Source organism: Actinophytocola oryzae (assembly GCF_004364325.1).
Lineage (GTDB): Bacteria > Actinomycetota > Actinomycetes > Mycobacteriales > Pseudonocardiaceae > Actinophytocola > Actinophytocola oryzae.
Window position 1 is genome coordinate 153,896 of sequence record NZ_SOCP01000019.1, and the last position, 15,149, is coordinate 169,044.

The 15,149-nt window shown below is 70.5% G+C and carries 14 protein-coding genes; 6 read left to right on the plus strand and 8 right to left on the minus strand.

Features of this window, described 5'->3' with window-relative positions:
* Window positions 1-20: 20 nt before the first annotated feature.
* The 3 genes from CLV71_RS37265 to CLV71_RS37275 form a co-directional block, all read right to left on the minus strand.
* A complete protein-coding gene (locus tag CLV71_RS37265; RefSeq protein WP_133907612.1) occupies window positions 21-1,295 on the minus strand; it encodes an MFS transporter in 1,275 nt (424 codons plus the stop codon).
* Window positions 1,296-1,390: 95 nt separating this feature from the next.
* Window positions 1,391-1,828 (minus strand): MarR family winged helix-turn-helix transcriptional regulator, encoded by a 438-nt coding sequence (locus tag CLV71_RS37270; protein ID WP_133907613.1) that lies wholly within the window; start codon window positions 1,826-1,828, stop codon window positions 1,391-1,393.
* Window positions 1,829-1,872: 44 nt separating this feature from the next.
* Complete coding sequence (locus CLV71_RS37275) at window positions 1,873-3,324, minus strand: NCS2 family permease (RefSeq protein WP_133907614.1); 1,452 nt, start codon at window positions 3,322-3,324, stop codon at window positions 1,873-1,875.
* A gap of 20 nt (window positions 3,325-3,344) precedes the next feature.
* Between CLV71_RS37275 and CLV71_RS37280 the strand changes: the two genes are divergently transcribed.
* Window positions 3,345-3,632 carry a DUF2530 domain-containing protein gene (locus CLV71_RS37280; RefSeq protein WP_243867121.1) on the plus strand — a complete coding sequence of 96 codons (288 nt, stop codon included), beginning with the start codon at window positions 3,345-3,347 and terminating at the stop codon, window positions 3,630-3,632.
* 6 nt (window positions 3,633-3,638) lie between these two features.
* On the opposite strand, the gene CLV71_RS37285 is transcribed toward CLV71_RS37280, so the two are convergent.
* Window positions 3,639-4,079 carry an NmrA family NAD(P)-binding protein gene (locus tag CLV71_RS37285; protein WP_341771704.1) on the minus strand — a complete coding sequence of 147 codons (441 nt, stop codon included), beginning with the start codon at window positions 4,077-4,079 and terminating at the stop codon, window positions 3,639-3,641.
* Between the two features lie 120 nt (window positions 4,080-4,199).
* On the opposite strand from CLV71_RS37285, the gene CLV71_RS37290 reads away from it, so the two are divergent.
* Window positions 4,200-4,784, plus strand: a complete 585-nt coding sequence (locus CLV71_RS37290; RefSeq protein ID WP_133907615.1) for a TetR/AcrR family transcriptional regulator — start codon at window positions 4,200-4,202, stop codon at window positions 4,782-4,784.
* On the opposite strand, the gene CLV71_RS37295 is transcribed toward CLV71_RS37290, so the two are convergent.
* Complete coding sequence (locus CLV71_RS37295) at window positions 4,772-7,561, minus strand: ATP-binding protein (RefSeq protein ID WP_133907616.1); 2,790 nt, start codon at window positions 7,559-7,561, stop codon at window positions 4,772-4,774. The two genes, CLV71_RS37290 and CLV71_RS37295, sit on opposite strands and share 13 nt — an antisense overlap.
* A complete protein-coding gene (locus tag CLV71_RS50520; RefSeq protein ID WP_133907617.1) occupies window positions 7,558-9,693 on the minus strand; it encodes a DUF3027 domain-containing protein in 2,136 nt (711 codons plus the stop codon). The genes CLV71_RS37295 and CLV71_RS50520 overlap by 4 nt, the downstream gene beginning before the upstream one ends.
* Before the next feature lie 62 nt (window positions 9,694-9,755).
* On the opposite strand from CLV71_RS50520, the gene CLV71_RS37305 reads away from it, so the two are divergent.
* The 4 genes from CLV71_RS37305 (at window position 9,756) to CLV71_RS37320 (ending at window position 13,935) form a co-directional block, all read left to right on the plus strand.
* Window positions 9,756-10,565, plus strand: a complete 810-nt coding sequence (locus CLV71_RS37305; protein WP_133907618.1) for a glutaminyl-peptide cyclotransferase — start codon at window positions 9,756-9,758, stop codon at window positions 10,563-10,565.
* A 67-nt stretch (window positions 10,566-10,632) separates the two neighbouring features.
* The gene (locus CLV71_RS37310; RefSeq protein ID WP_133907619.1) at window positions 10,633-12,534 is read left to right on the plus strand and encodes an MFS transporter; all 1,902 of its coding nucleotides are present in this window, start codon (window positions 10,633-10,635) and stop codon (window positions 12,532-12,534) included.
* A 10-nt stretch (window positions 12,535-12,544) separates the two neighbouring features.
* Complete coding sequence (locus CLV71_RS37315; protein ID WP_133907620.1) at window positions 12,545-13,021, plus strand: DUF2771 family protein; 477 nt, start codon at window positions 12,545-12,547, stop codon at window positions 13,019-13,021.
* Between the two features lie 68 nt (window positions 13,022-13,089).
* Entirely contained in the window at window positions 13,090-13,935 is an 846-nt protein-coding gene (locus CLV71_RS37320) for an SGNH/GDSL hydrolase family protein (protein WP_133907621.1), read from the plus strand.
* 150 nt (window positions 13,936-14,085) lie between these two features.
* On the opposite strand, the gene CLV71_RS37325 is transcribed toward CLV71_RS37320, so the two are convergent.
* Both CLV71_RS37325 and CLV71_RS37330 read right to left on the minus strand, forming a co-directional pair.
* Window positions 14,086-14,472, minus strand: coding sequence for a cold-shock protein (locus CLV71_RS37325; RefSeq protein WP_075134324.1), 387 nt, complete (start codon window positions 14,470-14,472; stop codon window positions 14,086-14,088).
* 100 nt (window positions 14,473-14,572) lie between these two features.
* The gene (locus tag CLV71_RS37330) at window positions 14,573-15,115 is read right to left on the minus strand and encodes a 3'-5' exonuclease (RefSeq protein WP_243867125.1); all 543 of its coding nucleotides are present in this window, start codon (window positions 15,113-15,115) and stop codon (window positions 14,573-14,575) included.
* Between the last annotated feature and the right edge of the window lie 34 nt (window positions 15,116-15,149).

Genomic DNA, 15,149 nt, shown 5'->3' on the forward strand with positions numbered 1-15,149 from the left:
CGAGCTAAGGTTAGCCTAACTTAATCTACGGGCGCAAGCTCCGGCGTGACCACGGGTGCGGCACGCCGCACCCAGGGCAGGCGGGTCCTGACCTGGATCCCACCCCGTCGGGCGAGGACCAGGCCGCACACGGCGGTCGACACGGCCGCGATCAACCCACCGATGACGAACGGCGACCGGCCACCCCACTCGGCGGCCATCCAGCCGGTCATCGGCGCGCCGATCGGGTTGCCGCCGATGAACACGAGCATGTAGAGCGACATCACGCGCCCGCGCATCTCCGGCGCCACCGACAGCTGCAACGTGCTGTTGGCCGTGTTCATGAAGGTCATCATCGCCAGGCCGCACGGGATCAGGGCGAGCCCGAACGCCAGGTACGACGGCATCACGCCCGCCACGACCTCGACCACCCCGAACGCGAACCCGGCACCCACGAGGAGCGTGAGTCCTGGCTTGCGCCGCGTGCTCCTGCGCACCGCCAGCAGCGCGCCCGAGAAGCTGCCGACCGCCAGGAGCGTCGAGAGCAACCCGTACCCGTCGGCCTCGCGGTGGAAGACGTTGGCCGCCGCGATGGCGAGCGTGGTGAAGAACGTGAACGCGAACGTGCTCACGCAGAACACCAGCACCAGTACGGCGATGATGTCCGGCCTGCCGCGCACGTACCGCAGCCCCTCCCGCAGCTGCCCGCGACGCGAGGCCGTCACCGGAGTCCGGTGCAGCTCCGCGGGGTTCATCCGGAGCAACCCGATGATCACGGCGAGCGTCGAGACCGCGTTGACCAGGAACACCCAGCCGGTGTCGGTCCAGATGATCATCACGCCCGCGATGGCGGGGCCGACGATCCGCGCCAGGTTGAACGTCGAGGAGTTCAGCGCCACCGCGTTGGCCAGGTGCTCGCGCCCCACCATCTCGGCGACGAAGCTCTGCCGCACCGGCGGGTCGAACGCGGTGAACAGGCCGAACACCAGGCAGAGCAGGTACACCTGCCACAGCTCGACGAGCCCGGTGACGTTCAGCAGGCCCAGCACGAGCGCACTCGTCGCCATGCCGGACTGCACGAGGATGAGGAGCTTGCGCTTGTCCACCCGGTCGGCGAGCACTCCGGCCCACAGCGTCAGGAAGAGCGTGGGGAGGAACTGCAGTGCCGCGGCGATGCCGAGTGCGACGGGGTTGTTGCCGGAGAGCTCCAGGACCAGCCAGTCCTGGGCGATCCGCTGCATCCAGGTGCCCACGTTCGACACGATCTGCCCGGACGCGAAGAGCCGGTAGTTGCGTACCCGAAGGGAGGCCAGCATGCCCCGATGCTTGACCACCGGCTTCGAGTCCTCAGCCAGCCCGGCTCGAGAGGTTGTTGGGTCTGTCGTCAGTTCTCTCTGCTGTTGTTCTGCCACTAATCCTGTTGGCTCGCCATCCTGTCGATGATCTCCGCCGCGCGTGAGAGCAGCTCGCGCTCCTCCCCGGTGAGTTCCGCGAGTCGCTTGTCCAGCCATGCCTCGCGCGCGGAGATGTCCGCATGGATGTGCGCGCTCCCCTCCTCGGTGATCTCGACGATGGCCTGCCGGCCGTCACTTGGATGCGGTCGACGGCTGACGTAGCCGTACTCCTCGAGAGCAGCGATCACCCTGGTCATGGACGGGGGCTGGACGACCTCCTTGGCCGCGAGCTCACCCGGGGTGAGCGGGCCACACTTGTAAAGGCAGAACAGTGCTGAGAGCTGGGTGAGCGTGATCGAGGAGCTGGTCCGTTGGGCCCGGAGCCTGCGGTTGAGCCGCACCGTGGCCAGCCGCAACCGGCTGGTCAGGGAGCTCTGGGCTACGTCGTGCTCCACGTTCGACACATTGTTAGCGTACCTCACGAGTTGAGCACCGTCACTCAACTCTGGCCAAGTGCTGCCCGAATTGGGCCGATTGCGAAGTAGACCGCGAAGGCCACCGCGACCACCCACATCAGCGGGTGGATGCCGCGCGCCTTGCCGGTTGCCGTACGCAGCAACACATAGCTGACGAACCCGGCCCCGATGCCGTTGGCGATCGAGTATGTGAACGGCATCACGACGATGGTCAGGAACGCGGGCAGCGCGATCGAGAAGTCGCTGAAGTCGATCTCCCTGATCTGCGCCATCATCAGCACCCCGACGATCACCAGCGCCGGTGCCGCCGCCTCGACCGGCACCGAGTTGTACAGCGGCGTGAAGAACATCGCGGCGATGAACAGCAGGCCGGTGACGATGTTCGCGAGCCCCGTCCGCGCGCCCTCGGCGATGCCGGACGCGGACTCGATGAAGACCGTGTTGGAGCTGGAACTCGCGGCGCCGCCGGCAACTGCCCCGAGCCCGTCGACGAACAGCGCCTTGCCGGTGTTGGGCAGCCTGCCCTCCTCGTCGAGCAGGTTGGCCTCCTTGCCGAGGCCGGTCATGGTGCCGATGGTGTCGAAGAAGTCGGTGAGCACGAGCGTGAACACGATCAGGACGGCGGTCAGGATCGGGACCTGGACCCAGGCGTCGAAGTTCACGTTGCCGATGAGGCTGAGGTTGGGCGTGTCGACGACCTTGTCCGGGAGTGCCGGGTAGCCGAGGTTCCAGCCCTTGGGGTTGGTGCCCATGGACGGCCCGGCGTCCACAATGGCCTCGAGGATGATCGCGAAGATCGTGGTCGCGACCACGCCGATGAGGATGGCGCCCTTGACGCGCTTGGCGACGAGGATCCCGGTGAGGATGAGCCCGACGACGAACGTGAGCGTCGGCCAGGACGCGATCGAGCCGTTGATCCCGAGTCCGACGGGGACCGTCGTGTCCGCCGCGTCCGGGAGCCTGCGGACGAAGCCCGCGTCGACGAGTCCGATGAGCGTGATGAACAGGCCGATCCCGACGGCGATCGCGGCCTTGAGGTTGGCGGGCACCGCGTTGAACACGGCGGTCCGCACCCCGGTGACGACGAGGATGAGCACGACGACGCCGTTGACGAGGACGAGCCCCATGGCCGCGGGCCACGACATCTGCGGCACGATGCTGACGGCCACGAACGCGTTGATCCCGAGGCCCGTGGCCATCGCGAAGGGGAAGTTGGCGACGAGTCCGAACAGGATCGTCATCACGCCGGCCACCAGCGCCGTGACGGCCGCCACCTGGTCGGTGGGCAGCCAGTCGCCGAACTTGTCCTGGTGCGCCGGGTCGTCCGCGAAGCTCCCGATGATGAGCGGGTTCAGCACGACGATGTAGGCCATCGTCACGAAGGTGACCAGCCCGCCGCGTACCTCGCGGCCAACGGTGGAGTCCCTCTCCGAGATCCGGAAGAACCGGTCGAGGGCAGCTGTCCTTGTCGCCATGGCCCGGTAGCCTCGCGCATGTGTCCGACCCAGGGAAACCCGACGCGCGAATCGAAACACAGAAGTCACCTCCTCCGCTGCCCGAGCGCCTGCTGGCGTTGTCGCCCCTCGTCTACGTGGGCACGGGGCTGTGGCTCCTGGCGCTGTGCGTGCTGGCGGTGGGCCGGTACGGGTTCGACGCGTTCCCGCCGATCTGGCTGTGGACGGCCGCGGCGGGCACGGGCCTCGGCATGATCGGCCTTCCCATCATGGCCTGGCAGCGTCGCGCGTCCCGCCGGGGCGCGCGAGGGGCGCAGCGCAACCTCTGACCGTCCTCAGGGAACGCGCAGGTGCTCCCGCGCCCAGGCCTCGAAGCTGGTGAGCGGGATGCCGAGGTCCCTCGCGTACCGCGGGCGGCCGGGCTGACCCACCGCGTTCAGCCATTCGTGTGAGGCACCCATCGGCGGCATCCCGGCGGCGACGGCCTCCGCCAAGGTCATGTCCGGTGCGGACAGCTCCGTGCCCAGGACGCGGGAGAGGACCTCGGCGATCTCGGCCATCGACAGGTAGTCGCTCGCCAGCTCCAGCTCGACCCGGTCGAACCGCTCCGGCGCGTCGATGGCCGCGGCTGCTGCCCTGCCGATGTCCTCGACGGCGACCAGCGACAGCCGGGTCCGTGGTTTCAGGAGGCTCACCAGGCCGCCCTCGATGCCGCGCGGGAACAGGAAGGCCATGGACGGCAGGAAGTTCTCCATGAAGAAGCCCGGCTTGAGCAGCGTCCAGGACGGGCGCGGAGTGTGTGGACATGGTGCTCCTCGGGACTAAGTGGCGGGGCCCGCCGTTTCCGCTCCGGTACGATACGGCGGGGTCCGCCACTTAGCAAACCTGGAGGTGCGATGCCCGAGCACCAGCGTGCGGACGCGCGTCGCAACTACGCGCGCCTCCTCGCCGTGGCCGAGGAGGAGGTCGCCGCCCACGGCGCGGGTGCGTCGCTGGAACAGATCGCCCGCACTGCCGGGGTCGGTTCCGCGACCGTGCGCAGGCACTTCCCCACTCGCCGCGCGCTGCTGACGGCGGTCTCCGGCTCACGGATCGAGGCACTGAGCGCCCGAGCCCACGAGCTGACCGGCAGCGGCGACAGTCGAGACGCGTTGCTGGAGTGGCTTGGCGAGGTCGTCACCTACTGCGTCACGGCGAGGGGACTGGCCGCCGCGCTTGCCCTCGACGGCGCGGAGCCGGACCCGGTGCACGAGAACTCGTGCTCGGCGGCACTGGAGGAGGCCGGGGAGCCGCTGCTGCGGCGCGCCGCGGCGGACGGTGCGGTGGCGGACGGTGTCACCGTCGCGGACCTGATCACGCTGGCCGTCGGCATCGTGCTGGCCACCGAACACCACCCCGATCCGGGTGCGAGGGCGCAACGGCTGTTCGGACTGGCCGTGGCGGGACTCAGCCCCCGGTCCTTGTCCACTCAGGACACGTAGTTGTCCGGGTCGTCGAGCAGGGCGGCCAGCAGGTGGCGGTCCTCCCAGCGGCCGGTCGCCCAGGCGAGGGCGCGCGCGAGCCCTTCCGTCGAGTCCTCGCAGTGGATGACGTCACCGTCGACCCACCACGGGACGTTGCGGTCGACGACCGTGAGCCGCTCGTGGACGATCGGGCCGCCCTGCGGCACCGGGAGGTCCGCGAGGTCGCACACGTCGACGACCGCGCCGAGGTCGGCCCACCCCACCGGTTCGCCGGTGCTTTCCGGCGTCGGCGGGGCCGCCTCGGACGCGAGCGGGATGTCGAGCAGCTCGGCGAGCAGCACGGCGAGGTCGAAGTCGACCGCGACGTACCCGTCGGTCACGGGGGCGAGCCACGGCGCGTCGAGCACCGCGGCGTTGTCGGTGACCTCGCCGTCGGCGGTACGCACCTCCGGCGGGGGGTCCACGTCGGCCGGGTCGACGACGTGGTCGCGGACCGCTTCCGCCAGCACGGTGTACGCGCGGTGCGTGATGCCACGCGAGACGGTGCGTGCCGGGTCCGCCAGCCGGTCGAGCAGGTCGATGGCGTCCTCCGTGGACTCGACGGCCAGCTCGGCGCGAACGCCGAGCAGCGCCTGGTGTTCCGGTTCGAGGTCGGTCGGTGCCACGTCGTACAGGCCGGCCAGCTCGTCGGCGTCGTGGAGGCGCCAGTAGGACGGCGGCTCGCCGGCCAGCAGGGCGTGGTGGGCGATCCACCAGGCGGTGTAGCCGGTGCGCATGACGCGCCAGGTGTCGGGTTCGCTCGCCAGCAGGCGGATCGCGGCAGGCCAGGCGTCGTCGGCGACGAGGTCGAGGTCGCGGACCGCCTCGAGCCGGACGGGTGGTTCCGGCTGGTCGTCCCACCAGTCGGCCTCGTCGGCGAGGTCGTGGTCGGGCCCGGTGGGTGCCTCGTCGACGACGATGGTGAACCCGCCGAGCACGCCGACCGCGGCGAGCACGTGTGGCGGCCACTGCTCGGCGACGGCGTCACCGAGGACGCCCAGCGGGGACTCCTTGTCGAGCACGGCGAGGAAGCGTGAGCCGGGCAGCGCCAGCTCGTCGGCGCGACGCCAGTCGCCGTCGACGGCACGCAGGGCGAGCGCACCGAGCCAGGGCTCCTCCCCCGGCCGGACCCCTGCCTCGGAAACCAGCCGTAGCACGGTGTTCGCGAGTCCTTCGGTGTCCAAACCGGACTCGGCGTCCTCGATGCTGTGCTCGACGTGAGCCGCCATGGAGGCGAGCAGCTCCGCAGGCCCCGCGTGTTGCGCGCCGAGACGTTCGAGCAGGGGGTGTACGGCGTCGGGGTGGACGACGTTCACACCGTCCATACTGGACAGATCGAGGTCGGAGACGAGGGTGCCGCGCGGACCGGGGACGGTGCGCCCGTCGATGAGCGGGACAGGCAGGCCGCCGAGGTCGTCGAGCGCGGACGGGTCGTTGTCGGCGATCCTGGCGAGCGCCTCGTACAACCGCCGCCACTCCTCTGGAGGGCGGGTGATCCCGGTGAGCTGGTCGACCACGTCGGAAAGCCGGAGCCGGACCACGTCGACCGCGGCGAGCGCGGCGGCGTCCTCGACGAGCTGCGCCTTCACCAGCCCGGGGAGGTACTCGGCGACGGAGTCGGCAAGCTCCTTGCTGGGGACGGGAAGCAGCCGCGCCTCTGCCGGAGACAGAAGCCTGCCGTCACGGGCGGGGGCGAGCCAGCGGGCGGTACGCAGCTCGGCGACGATGGCCTGGCGGAGGCGTTCGTCGATCTCGGAGAGCGGGAACCCGGGCAGCGGCACGATCCTGGGCCGCGAAAGCGGGTCGAGGGCATCGAGGAGCCGAGGGTAGGCGCGGGCCGCGGCGGCGAGGACGTGGTCGGTGGCGGGTCCTGGCCGGACGTGGCGGCGGGACGGCTCGACCGGCAGCGTGGCGATGAGCCTGGCGGGGAGGGAGAGCCGCTCGTCGGTCGGCGTCGGCGCGTGGAGGACGTCGGTGTCGTGGGGCAGGGGTTCGCCGTGCTCGTCGACAGCGAGGGCCCAGCAGACCGTCCACTGTGGCCTGGCCTCGGCGCCGAGACCGACGTCGTGCGGCAGGTCGCCGTCGTCGCGGACGATGACCCAGTGGGTGGGGCCGGTGGGCGTGTGGATGGTGTTGCCGTCGCGCCACCAGGTCTGGGCGCCGATCTCGACGCGGTGGAGGCCGTCGAGGGCGAGCATGATGTCGACGACCTGGCCGGCGAACTCGTCGAGGAGCCCGTCGACGCCGTCCCGGAGGGGGAGGCGGACCTCGGTGGTGAAGCCGTCGGGCGGTGTCTCGTCGGTGGGCCAGACGAGACGGAGGACGGGGACGCGGTCGGTGACCCCGGCCTCGTCGCGAGTGCGCGCGATGTCGAAGCCGACGCCGCCGGTGGTGGAGACGATGCGGGGGGCGTCGGAAACCGTCAGAACGGCGGCGAACCCGACGCCGAAGCGTCCGACGCCCTGTTGCTTGGCGGAGGCGCGCAGGGAGGCGAGCGACTCGACCCCTTGGCGGGTGAGTGGTTCGCCGGTGTTGGCGACCCTCAGTTCGTTGTCCACAATGGACACACGGAGGGAGCCGTCGCCCCCGGCCGCGTCGGAGGCGTTCTGGGCCAGCTCGATGAAGAGGCGGTCCCGGTACCCGCCGAGGACGAGGTCTTCCTCCGCGTTGACGTCCTCCCGGAGCCGGGTGGGTGAGGAACGCCAGGAGATGAGGACCGACTCCCGAAGGGCGGCCGTGCCGAACGGGTCGTTCACCCGCGCGACTCCTGCTCGTCCGACGGACCGTTCACGGCCGGCGGTTCGTCCGAGGTGGGCTTGGTGTCCGGGGTGGACAGGATTTCGGGGGCCGAGAGGATCTCCGGGATCGTGGGCACGGCCGGGATGGTCTCCGGATCAGGCTGGGTGGGCGTCGCCTGCTCGGCTGCCTGCGACTCGGCGGGTCCGGACTCCGTTTCCGCGGTGGTCTCGGGGCTCGAGTCGGCGGGTGCTTCCTGGTCCGCCGACACCGGTGATGCCGACTCGGCTTCCTCGACGGTCGGGGAGGACGCCTGTGCCGCATCGGCCTCGGCCGGCGCAGTGGGTTCGACCGGTGAGACGGGCTCTGTGATCGAGTCGGTAGAGCCAGGGGTCGAGTCTGTGGCCGCCTCTTCCGGCCTCAACGGTTCCGCCGCCGAAACCTCCGGCGCGAGGGCCGATGCGGACGTCGCCTGCTCGACTGACTCGGCCTCCGCCGCGGGCTCGACCGACGAAACGGGCTCCGCAGTCGAGTCGGCAGGTGCTTCCTCGGGGCGCAGAGGCTCCGAATCCGGCGCCACCTCCGAAACCAGAGTCTGGTCCTCCGACCCGCGCAGCCGCTCCGACTCGCCTTCCTCCACCAGCGAAGCGGACACCCCTGTCGCGTCGGCCTCGGCCTCGGCAGGCCTGGCCTCCGGGCCTGATGCCTCTTCCCCAGCAGACTCGCCGACGACAACGGGCCCGCCCACGGCAGGAGACTCGCTCTCCGCAACAGACTCGGCAACCGCAACGGACTCGCCGTCCACAGCAGGGCTGCCAACCGCAGGAGACTCACCCGCCCCAGCGGGCTCGCCCACCGCGGCAGAACTGGCCTGCGCAGAAGACTCATCCAAGGCAGGAGACCCAGTCACCGCAGGACCGACCTCCGCAGGAGCCTCGTCCGTCACGGAAGAACCGGCCACCACAGCAGACGTGCCTATTACGGGAGGCTCACCCTCCGCAACAGGCTCGGCCTCCGCCGCACGCTCGCCCACCGCATGAGACTCACCCACCGCAGGGGGCGCGACCTCCACAACGGGCTCGGCCTCTACAGCCGATCCAGCCAGCACAACCGACTCGTCCTCAACAACGGACTCAGCCGGCGCAGCGGACTCTGTGGCCGAGTCTGCGGATGGCTCCTCCTGCCTCATTGGCTCCGAATCCGGCTCCACCGCCGAAACCAGGCTCTGGGCCTCCGGCGCGAGGATCAGTTCCGGCTCGGCTTCCTCGGCCGCCGGCTCGGACTCCGCTGCCACATCGGCCCCGACCGCCGCGTCCGGCTCCGAGTCGACGGGTGGCTCCGGCTGCGCCGTGTCCAGCTCCGCCGAAACCAGCGAAGCAGGTGCCGACGCAGGCTCGTCCGCGGTGAAGGGCTCCACGTCCAGTTGGGCGTCGTCGTAGATGAGGTCTGCTACCAGGACCGGGGAGACCTGTTCCACCTCTGCCTCGGAGTGGGCGCCGCAGCCGTACTCGGCGTGGACCACGTGGGCGTCCGCCGGGGACAGTTCGTTGCCGCAGGTGCCGAAGGCTGCGCGGAGCGACCCTGCCAGCGGCAGGTAGAAGCCGCAGGTGCCGCAGTGGGCCGGGGCGCCTCTCGCCATGTCGGAAGCCGGGCCGAACTCGCTCGAGTACCAGCGGTCCGCGGCCTCCAGCCGGGCGGGGCGGGACATCACTCGCGTCCTGCCGAGGCCCACCTCCACCGCCACGTCCTCGACCGCCGGATCGTCCGACGCCGCGTAGGCGGGCACCAGGCGGGGGTCGTCGGGCGCGGTGGGGAGCAGGTCGCCGACGCCAAGGTCGCCGGCCTGCACGCGTTCCTGCCACGGGATCCAGTCCGGGGCCACCAGTGCCGACGAACCAGGCAGGAGGACTACCTCGCTCACCGTGATGTCCGTGGTGGGGCCGGCAGAGGTGATGGTCACCGCCCAGCGCCAGCCCCGGTAGCCGGCCTTGTCGGCCTCGAACAGGTGAGTTACCGCCGCCTCGTCCTCTATGTGGTACGCGACGTACTCGCCCACGCGCTCCTCGCCCGCCTCGTCCTGCGCGGCGGCACGCGCCAGGTCGACCTCCGTCACAAGGGCGGGGTCGGTCAGGTCAGACTGCTGCACGTTCATCACGCCCGATTGTGCCCCACCGGGCGCGCGGCCCGGCATGCGGTCGTGCAAGGCTGGGATTCGTGAGGGCTCCTCTCGTTGTCGCGATCATCCTTCTGCTGGCCGGTTGTTCCGCCGCCTCCACCGGCAACCCGCCAACCACCCGACCGTCCGGGACGCTCAAGGTCGACGTGCTGCGGTCGATTCCGCATGATCCCGAGGCCTTCACGCAGGGATTCGAGCTGGTCGACGGGGTGCTCTACGAGGGAACGGGCCTCGAGGGCAAGTCCAGCATCCGGACCGTCGACCCCGACACCGGCGCCGTCAGGAAGAAGGTCGACCTGCCCGCCGACCTGTTCGGCGAGGGCATCACGGTCGCGGGCGACACGATCTGGCAGATCACGTGGCAGAACGGGATCGCCATCAAACGCGACCGGACGACGCTCGCCGAGAAGGGGCGGGTCGACTACGACGGCGAGGGTTGGGGCCTGTGCCACGACCCCGGCGCCGACCGGCTGATCATGAGCGACGGCTCGGACCACCTCACCTTCCGGGACGTCGACACGTTCCGCGCCGAGGGTGGCGTCGACGTCCGCGACGAGCACGGCGACCCCCTGTTGAACATCAACGAGCTGGAGTGCGTGCCTGATCAGGACGGCCACGTGTACGTACTGGCCAACGTCTGGCAGACCGACGAGATCGTCGGCATCGACCCCGCGAGCGGGCGCGTCACGACCACCATCGACCTGTCCGGCCTGCTGCCGGAGAAGGACCAGGCCGGCGCGGACGTCCTCAACGGGATCGCCCACATCCCGGGTACCGAGGAGTTCCTCGTCACCGGAAAGCTCTGGCCCAAGATGTTCCGAGTGAGGTTCGTCACGTCGGGCTCGTAGGCGGGCGGTCGAGATCCCCTTACCGAGTGAGCCGTACATCTCTCACAGGCCCATCACCTAGGGCAGGATGGACAGCGTGATTCGTTCCGGTTCCGGCGATGAGGACGCTGAGGAGCGCGGTGGCCGCCGCTCCGGCAAGAAGCGTCGCCGTAGCTGGACGAAACAGGCCGCACCCAGCTGGCAGCCACCCCGGCAGCAGCCTCCGGCGAACCCCACCCGCGCGTACGAGCAGCCGCGTGAGGAGCCGCTGACCGGCGCGATCCCCGCGCCGAGCCGCTACCCGCAGGACGACCAGCGCAGGACGCGCCCCGTCCGTCGCGAGCCGCCCCCTCCGGCACAGCCGAGGAACTGGCGTGAGGTGCCACCGCCCCGTCGCCAGCTGCCGCCCGTGCCGCCGACCCGGCCGATGGACTACTCCTACGACGGCGCCCCGCCCGAGACCTACGGCTCCGACGGCTACGCCCCCGACCACCAGGGGCCCCGCGACCAGCAGAGTCGCCGTGAGCAGCCGCCGGCCGAGCCTCGGCAGCCGCCGCCGACCACGGTCGCGCCGCCGCCGGGTCCCGGCTTCCCGAAGAAGCTGACGGTCACCCGGGTCGCCGCGATCCGTTCCAGGGAGCTGAGCGGCAAGGCGGCCGCCGCGTTCAAGCGGGCCGTGAACGCCGACGGCGCCGACAAGTCCGGGCTCACCGCGCTCACCTACGCGACGATGCTCAACTACGCGAGCGACGCGGCGATGGCCGTCGCGCTCGCGAACACGCTCTTCTTCTCCGCCGCGTCCGCGGACTCGTCCAAGGGCAAGGTCGCGCTCTACCTGCTGATCACCATCGCGCCGTTCGCGCTGGTCGCGCCGGTCATCGGCCCGATGCTGGACCGCATCCAGCGCGGCAGGCGGCTCGCGATGTGCGTGACGTCGATCGGGCAGCTGCTCGCGTGCGTCGTGATGGCCACCAACTTCGACGGCTGGCTGCTCTATCCCGCGGCACTCGCGAAGATGGTGCTGTCCAAGTCCTTCACGGTGCTCAAGGCCGCGGTGACACCGAGGGTCGTGCCACCGGACATCACGCTCAGCAAGACCAACGCGCGGCTCACCACGTTCGGCCTGGTCGGCGGCGCGGCGTTCGGCGCGGTCGCCACGCTCGTGCTGCAGATCTTCGACTCGGCGGGCGCGCTGTGGTTCACCGCGCTCATCTGCGGGATCGGCGCCGCGCAGGCCATGCGGATCCCGGCGTGGGTCGAGGTCACCGAGGGTGAGGTCCCGGCCTCGCTCGCCGCGCACCCCGAGAAGCCGCGCCGACAACCCATGGGTAAGAACGTCGTCGTCGCACTGGCGGGCAACGGCACCATCCGTGTGCTCACCGGCTTCCTGATGATGTTCTCCGCGTTCGCGGTGCGGGCGCAGACCGAGGGACACGCGTTCCAACAGCTGCTGCTGCTCGGCGTCATCGCGGGAGCGGCGGGCGCCGGCAGCTTCGTCGGCAACGGCATCGGCGCACGTGTGCACCTGGGGCGCACCGACCAGATCGTGCTGAGCTGCATCATCGGCTGTATCGCGTCGACGGTCGTCGCGATGGTCATGCCGGGCATCACGACGGCCGCGATCGTCGGTCTCGTCGGTGCCACGGCCAGCGCGCTCGCGAAGAACAGCCTCGACGCCGCGATCCAGGACGACCTGCCGGAGGAGTCACGCGCCTCCGCGTTCGGGCGGTCGGAGACGGTCCTGCAGCTGGCCTGGGTGTTCGGCGGCGCGCTGGGTGTGCTGCTGCCGCCGACGTTCTGGCTCGGGTTCCTCGTGGTCTCCGTCCTGCTGGGGGTCGGGTTGGCGCAGACCCTCTTGACTCGCAAGGGCCAGTCGCTCCTGCCGTGGTTCGGCGGCGAGCGGCCGGTGCGGCCGTGGCGGACACCGACCGGGCCGCAGGTGGCCGCCTTCCACGAGGGGGCACCCGAGGGGCCCGAGGACCGCACGTAGGCTCGTCGCCGTGCGCAAGCTGCTCGTCGTCGTGGTGTTGGTGCTGGCCGGGTGCTCGTCGAACGAACCGCCGGCTGCCGTGCCGCGACCCAGGATCGACTTCACGATCGCGGAGCAGAAGGTGACCGCGAAGCCGTTCCTGTACTGCGATGTCAAGGTCGAGGACTGCCGCCGCGACAACGCCGCGATGATCAAGCGCCCGGTGCCGCCCGGCACGTCGGTGAAGATCACCGTGCCCAAGGAGGTCGCCGACACGCCGTGGTCGGTGGTCATCCAGTACAGGACCGCGACCGGGGAGCAGAAGGCGCCCGTCACCGTCGCGACCTTCGGGCCGGGCAAGCAGACGTCGTTCGAGGCGCTCCCCACCGAACCGGGTGCGCAGCTGCAGACGGTCGAGGTCAAGCAGGCGGGCGGCGTGCTCGTGCAGGGCGACAACGGGCCGGAGCCGGTGACCCGCGCGGCGTGGTCCCTGCAAGTTACCGCCTAGTGGAGGATGGACACGTTCCACGCCTGACGTGACACTTGTTCACGTTCAGTCCGGCTGGAGGTGTGTCGATGAAGACCGCTCGGCTTTCCCTGCTCATCGCCCTGTTCGCCACGTTCCTCGTGACGGGCACCGCCAACGCCGCCGCGCCCCGGTACGTCGCGCTCGGCGACTCCGCGGCGTCCGGTCCCCTGATCCCGGCGCCCGACCTGACGGCGGTCGGGTGCTTCCGCTCCACCAACAACTACCCGAAACTGGTCGCCCGGCAGCTCGGCGTGCCGATCACGGACGTGACGTGCTCCGGCGCGGACACGGGCGACATGACCGCCTCGCAGAGCACCGACTTCGGTGACGTGCCACCACAGCTCGACGCGCTCGGCGCCGACACCACGCTGGTCACGCTGCAGATCGGCGGCAACGACGCCGGGCTCGTAGGGCTCGCCGAGTCGTGCCTGAACCTGCTGCCGGAGATCTTCGGCGGCACGTCCTGTAAGGACACCAACACCGCGGGCGGCGGTGACGTCTACGGCGACCGCGTCAACGGCGTCGGCCCGAAGGTCGGCTCGGTGCTCGACGGCATCCACGAGCGGGCACCCGGGGCACGGGTGTTCGTCGTCGGCTACACGACGTACCTGCCGCCAGGCGGCTGCTACCCGAGGGTGCAGGTGTGGCCGAGGGACGCGGACTACGTCCAGGCGAAGATCGACCAGCTGAACCAGGTCCTCGCGGACGCGGCGGCCGCGCACGGCGCGACCTACGTCGACATCCGGACGCCGGGGATCGGCAAGGACGTCTGCAAGTCGTCGCTCGTGCGCTGGACCGAGCCGTTCATCCCGGCCAACATCGCCGCGCCGCTGCACCCGAACGCGACGGGGATGGCGGGCATGGCGACGGTGGTCGCGGCAGCGGTCGCCTGACCGCACGCGGGTGTCCCACCGCTGAAGCCGCCGTGGTCACCGGGGAACAGACTCGGCGCGCTGCCGAGCCGTTCCCCCAGTACCACGGCGGCACGGGCGGACGCTGGTGATCGTGTTGCGCGGTAGGAACTCCGCGTCGACCGGAACCGCTCAGGGATCGAGCTCCCTGGCGACCGCGCGGACCACGTCGGCGACACGCTTGGTGGCCTTGCGGTCGGGATAGCGGCCGCGGCGCAGGTCCGGCTGGACCTTCGCCTCAAGCAGCTTGATCATGTCCTCGATCAGGCCGTGCAGCTCCTCGGCAGGGCGACGCCGCGCCTCGGCGACCGACGGCGGCGGGTCGAGCAACCGCACGGACAGGGCCTGCGGCCCTCGACGACCGTCGGCGACGCCGAACTCGATGCGTTGACCGGCTTTCAGGCCGGGAACCCCGGCCGGCAGGGCGGAAGAACGGACGTAGACGTCTTCGCCCCCGTCCTGTGTGACGAACCCGAAGCCCTTCTCCGAGTCGTACCACTTGACCTTTCCGGTCGGCACAACGGTCACCTCCACACACAAATGAACGCGCCCCAGGGCGTACCCAGGACGCGTCCTTCCAGCCTAGGCCACTTCTCGGTGCGGGGGGTAGCCGGTTATCTCACCATGCGTCCATCGCCCGCAGGTGAAGGACCAGCGCGGCGATGTTCCAGGAGTCGTCGTCGCCGCGGTGGTGGCGGCCCTCCAGTGGGAGGCCGGCCAGCGCGAGAGCCTGGGCCATGCCAGGCCTTTTGCGCAGCTCGTGCGCCTCGGTGAACCTGAGCTTGGCGTTGGTGTGGTCGTTGGTGAACGGGTACTCGACGTTGGTGTGCTCGCACTGCCGCGTGAACTGCTTGCGGTCGTAGTCGCCCCAGCTCGCCCACGGTGTCGTGTTGGTGTGGTGGTCCCTGGCGAGGATCCGGCACGCCTCGGCGAAGGGGACGCCCTGATCGACCTCGTCCTGGGTGAGGCCCGTCAGCTCGGTGCAGAAGGCGCTGACCCGGGAACGCCGCGGCCGCACCAGGATGCGGTGCTTCGCGACGCGGGTGCGCGCGGCGAGGTCGACGACGGTGAGGCCGATCTCGATGATCTCGTTGACCTGGCCTGGTGGGGGTTGCCCGTCCCAGCAGGTCGCCTCCACGTCGACGACGTTGATCAGGCTCACGGGGGGCAGTGTAGGGACGGCGTCGCGGAAAGGT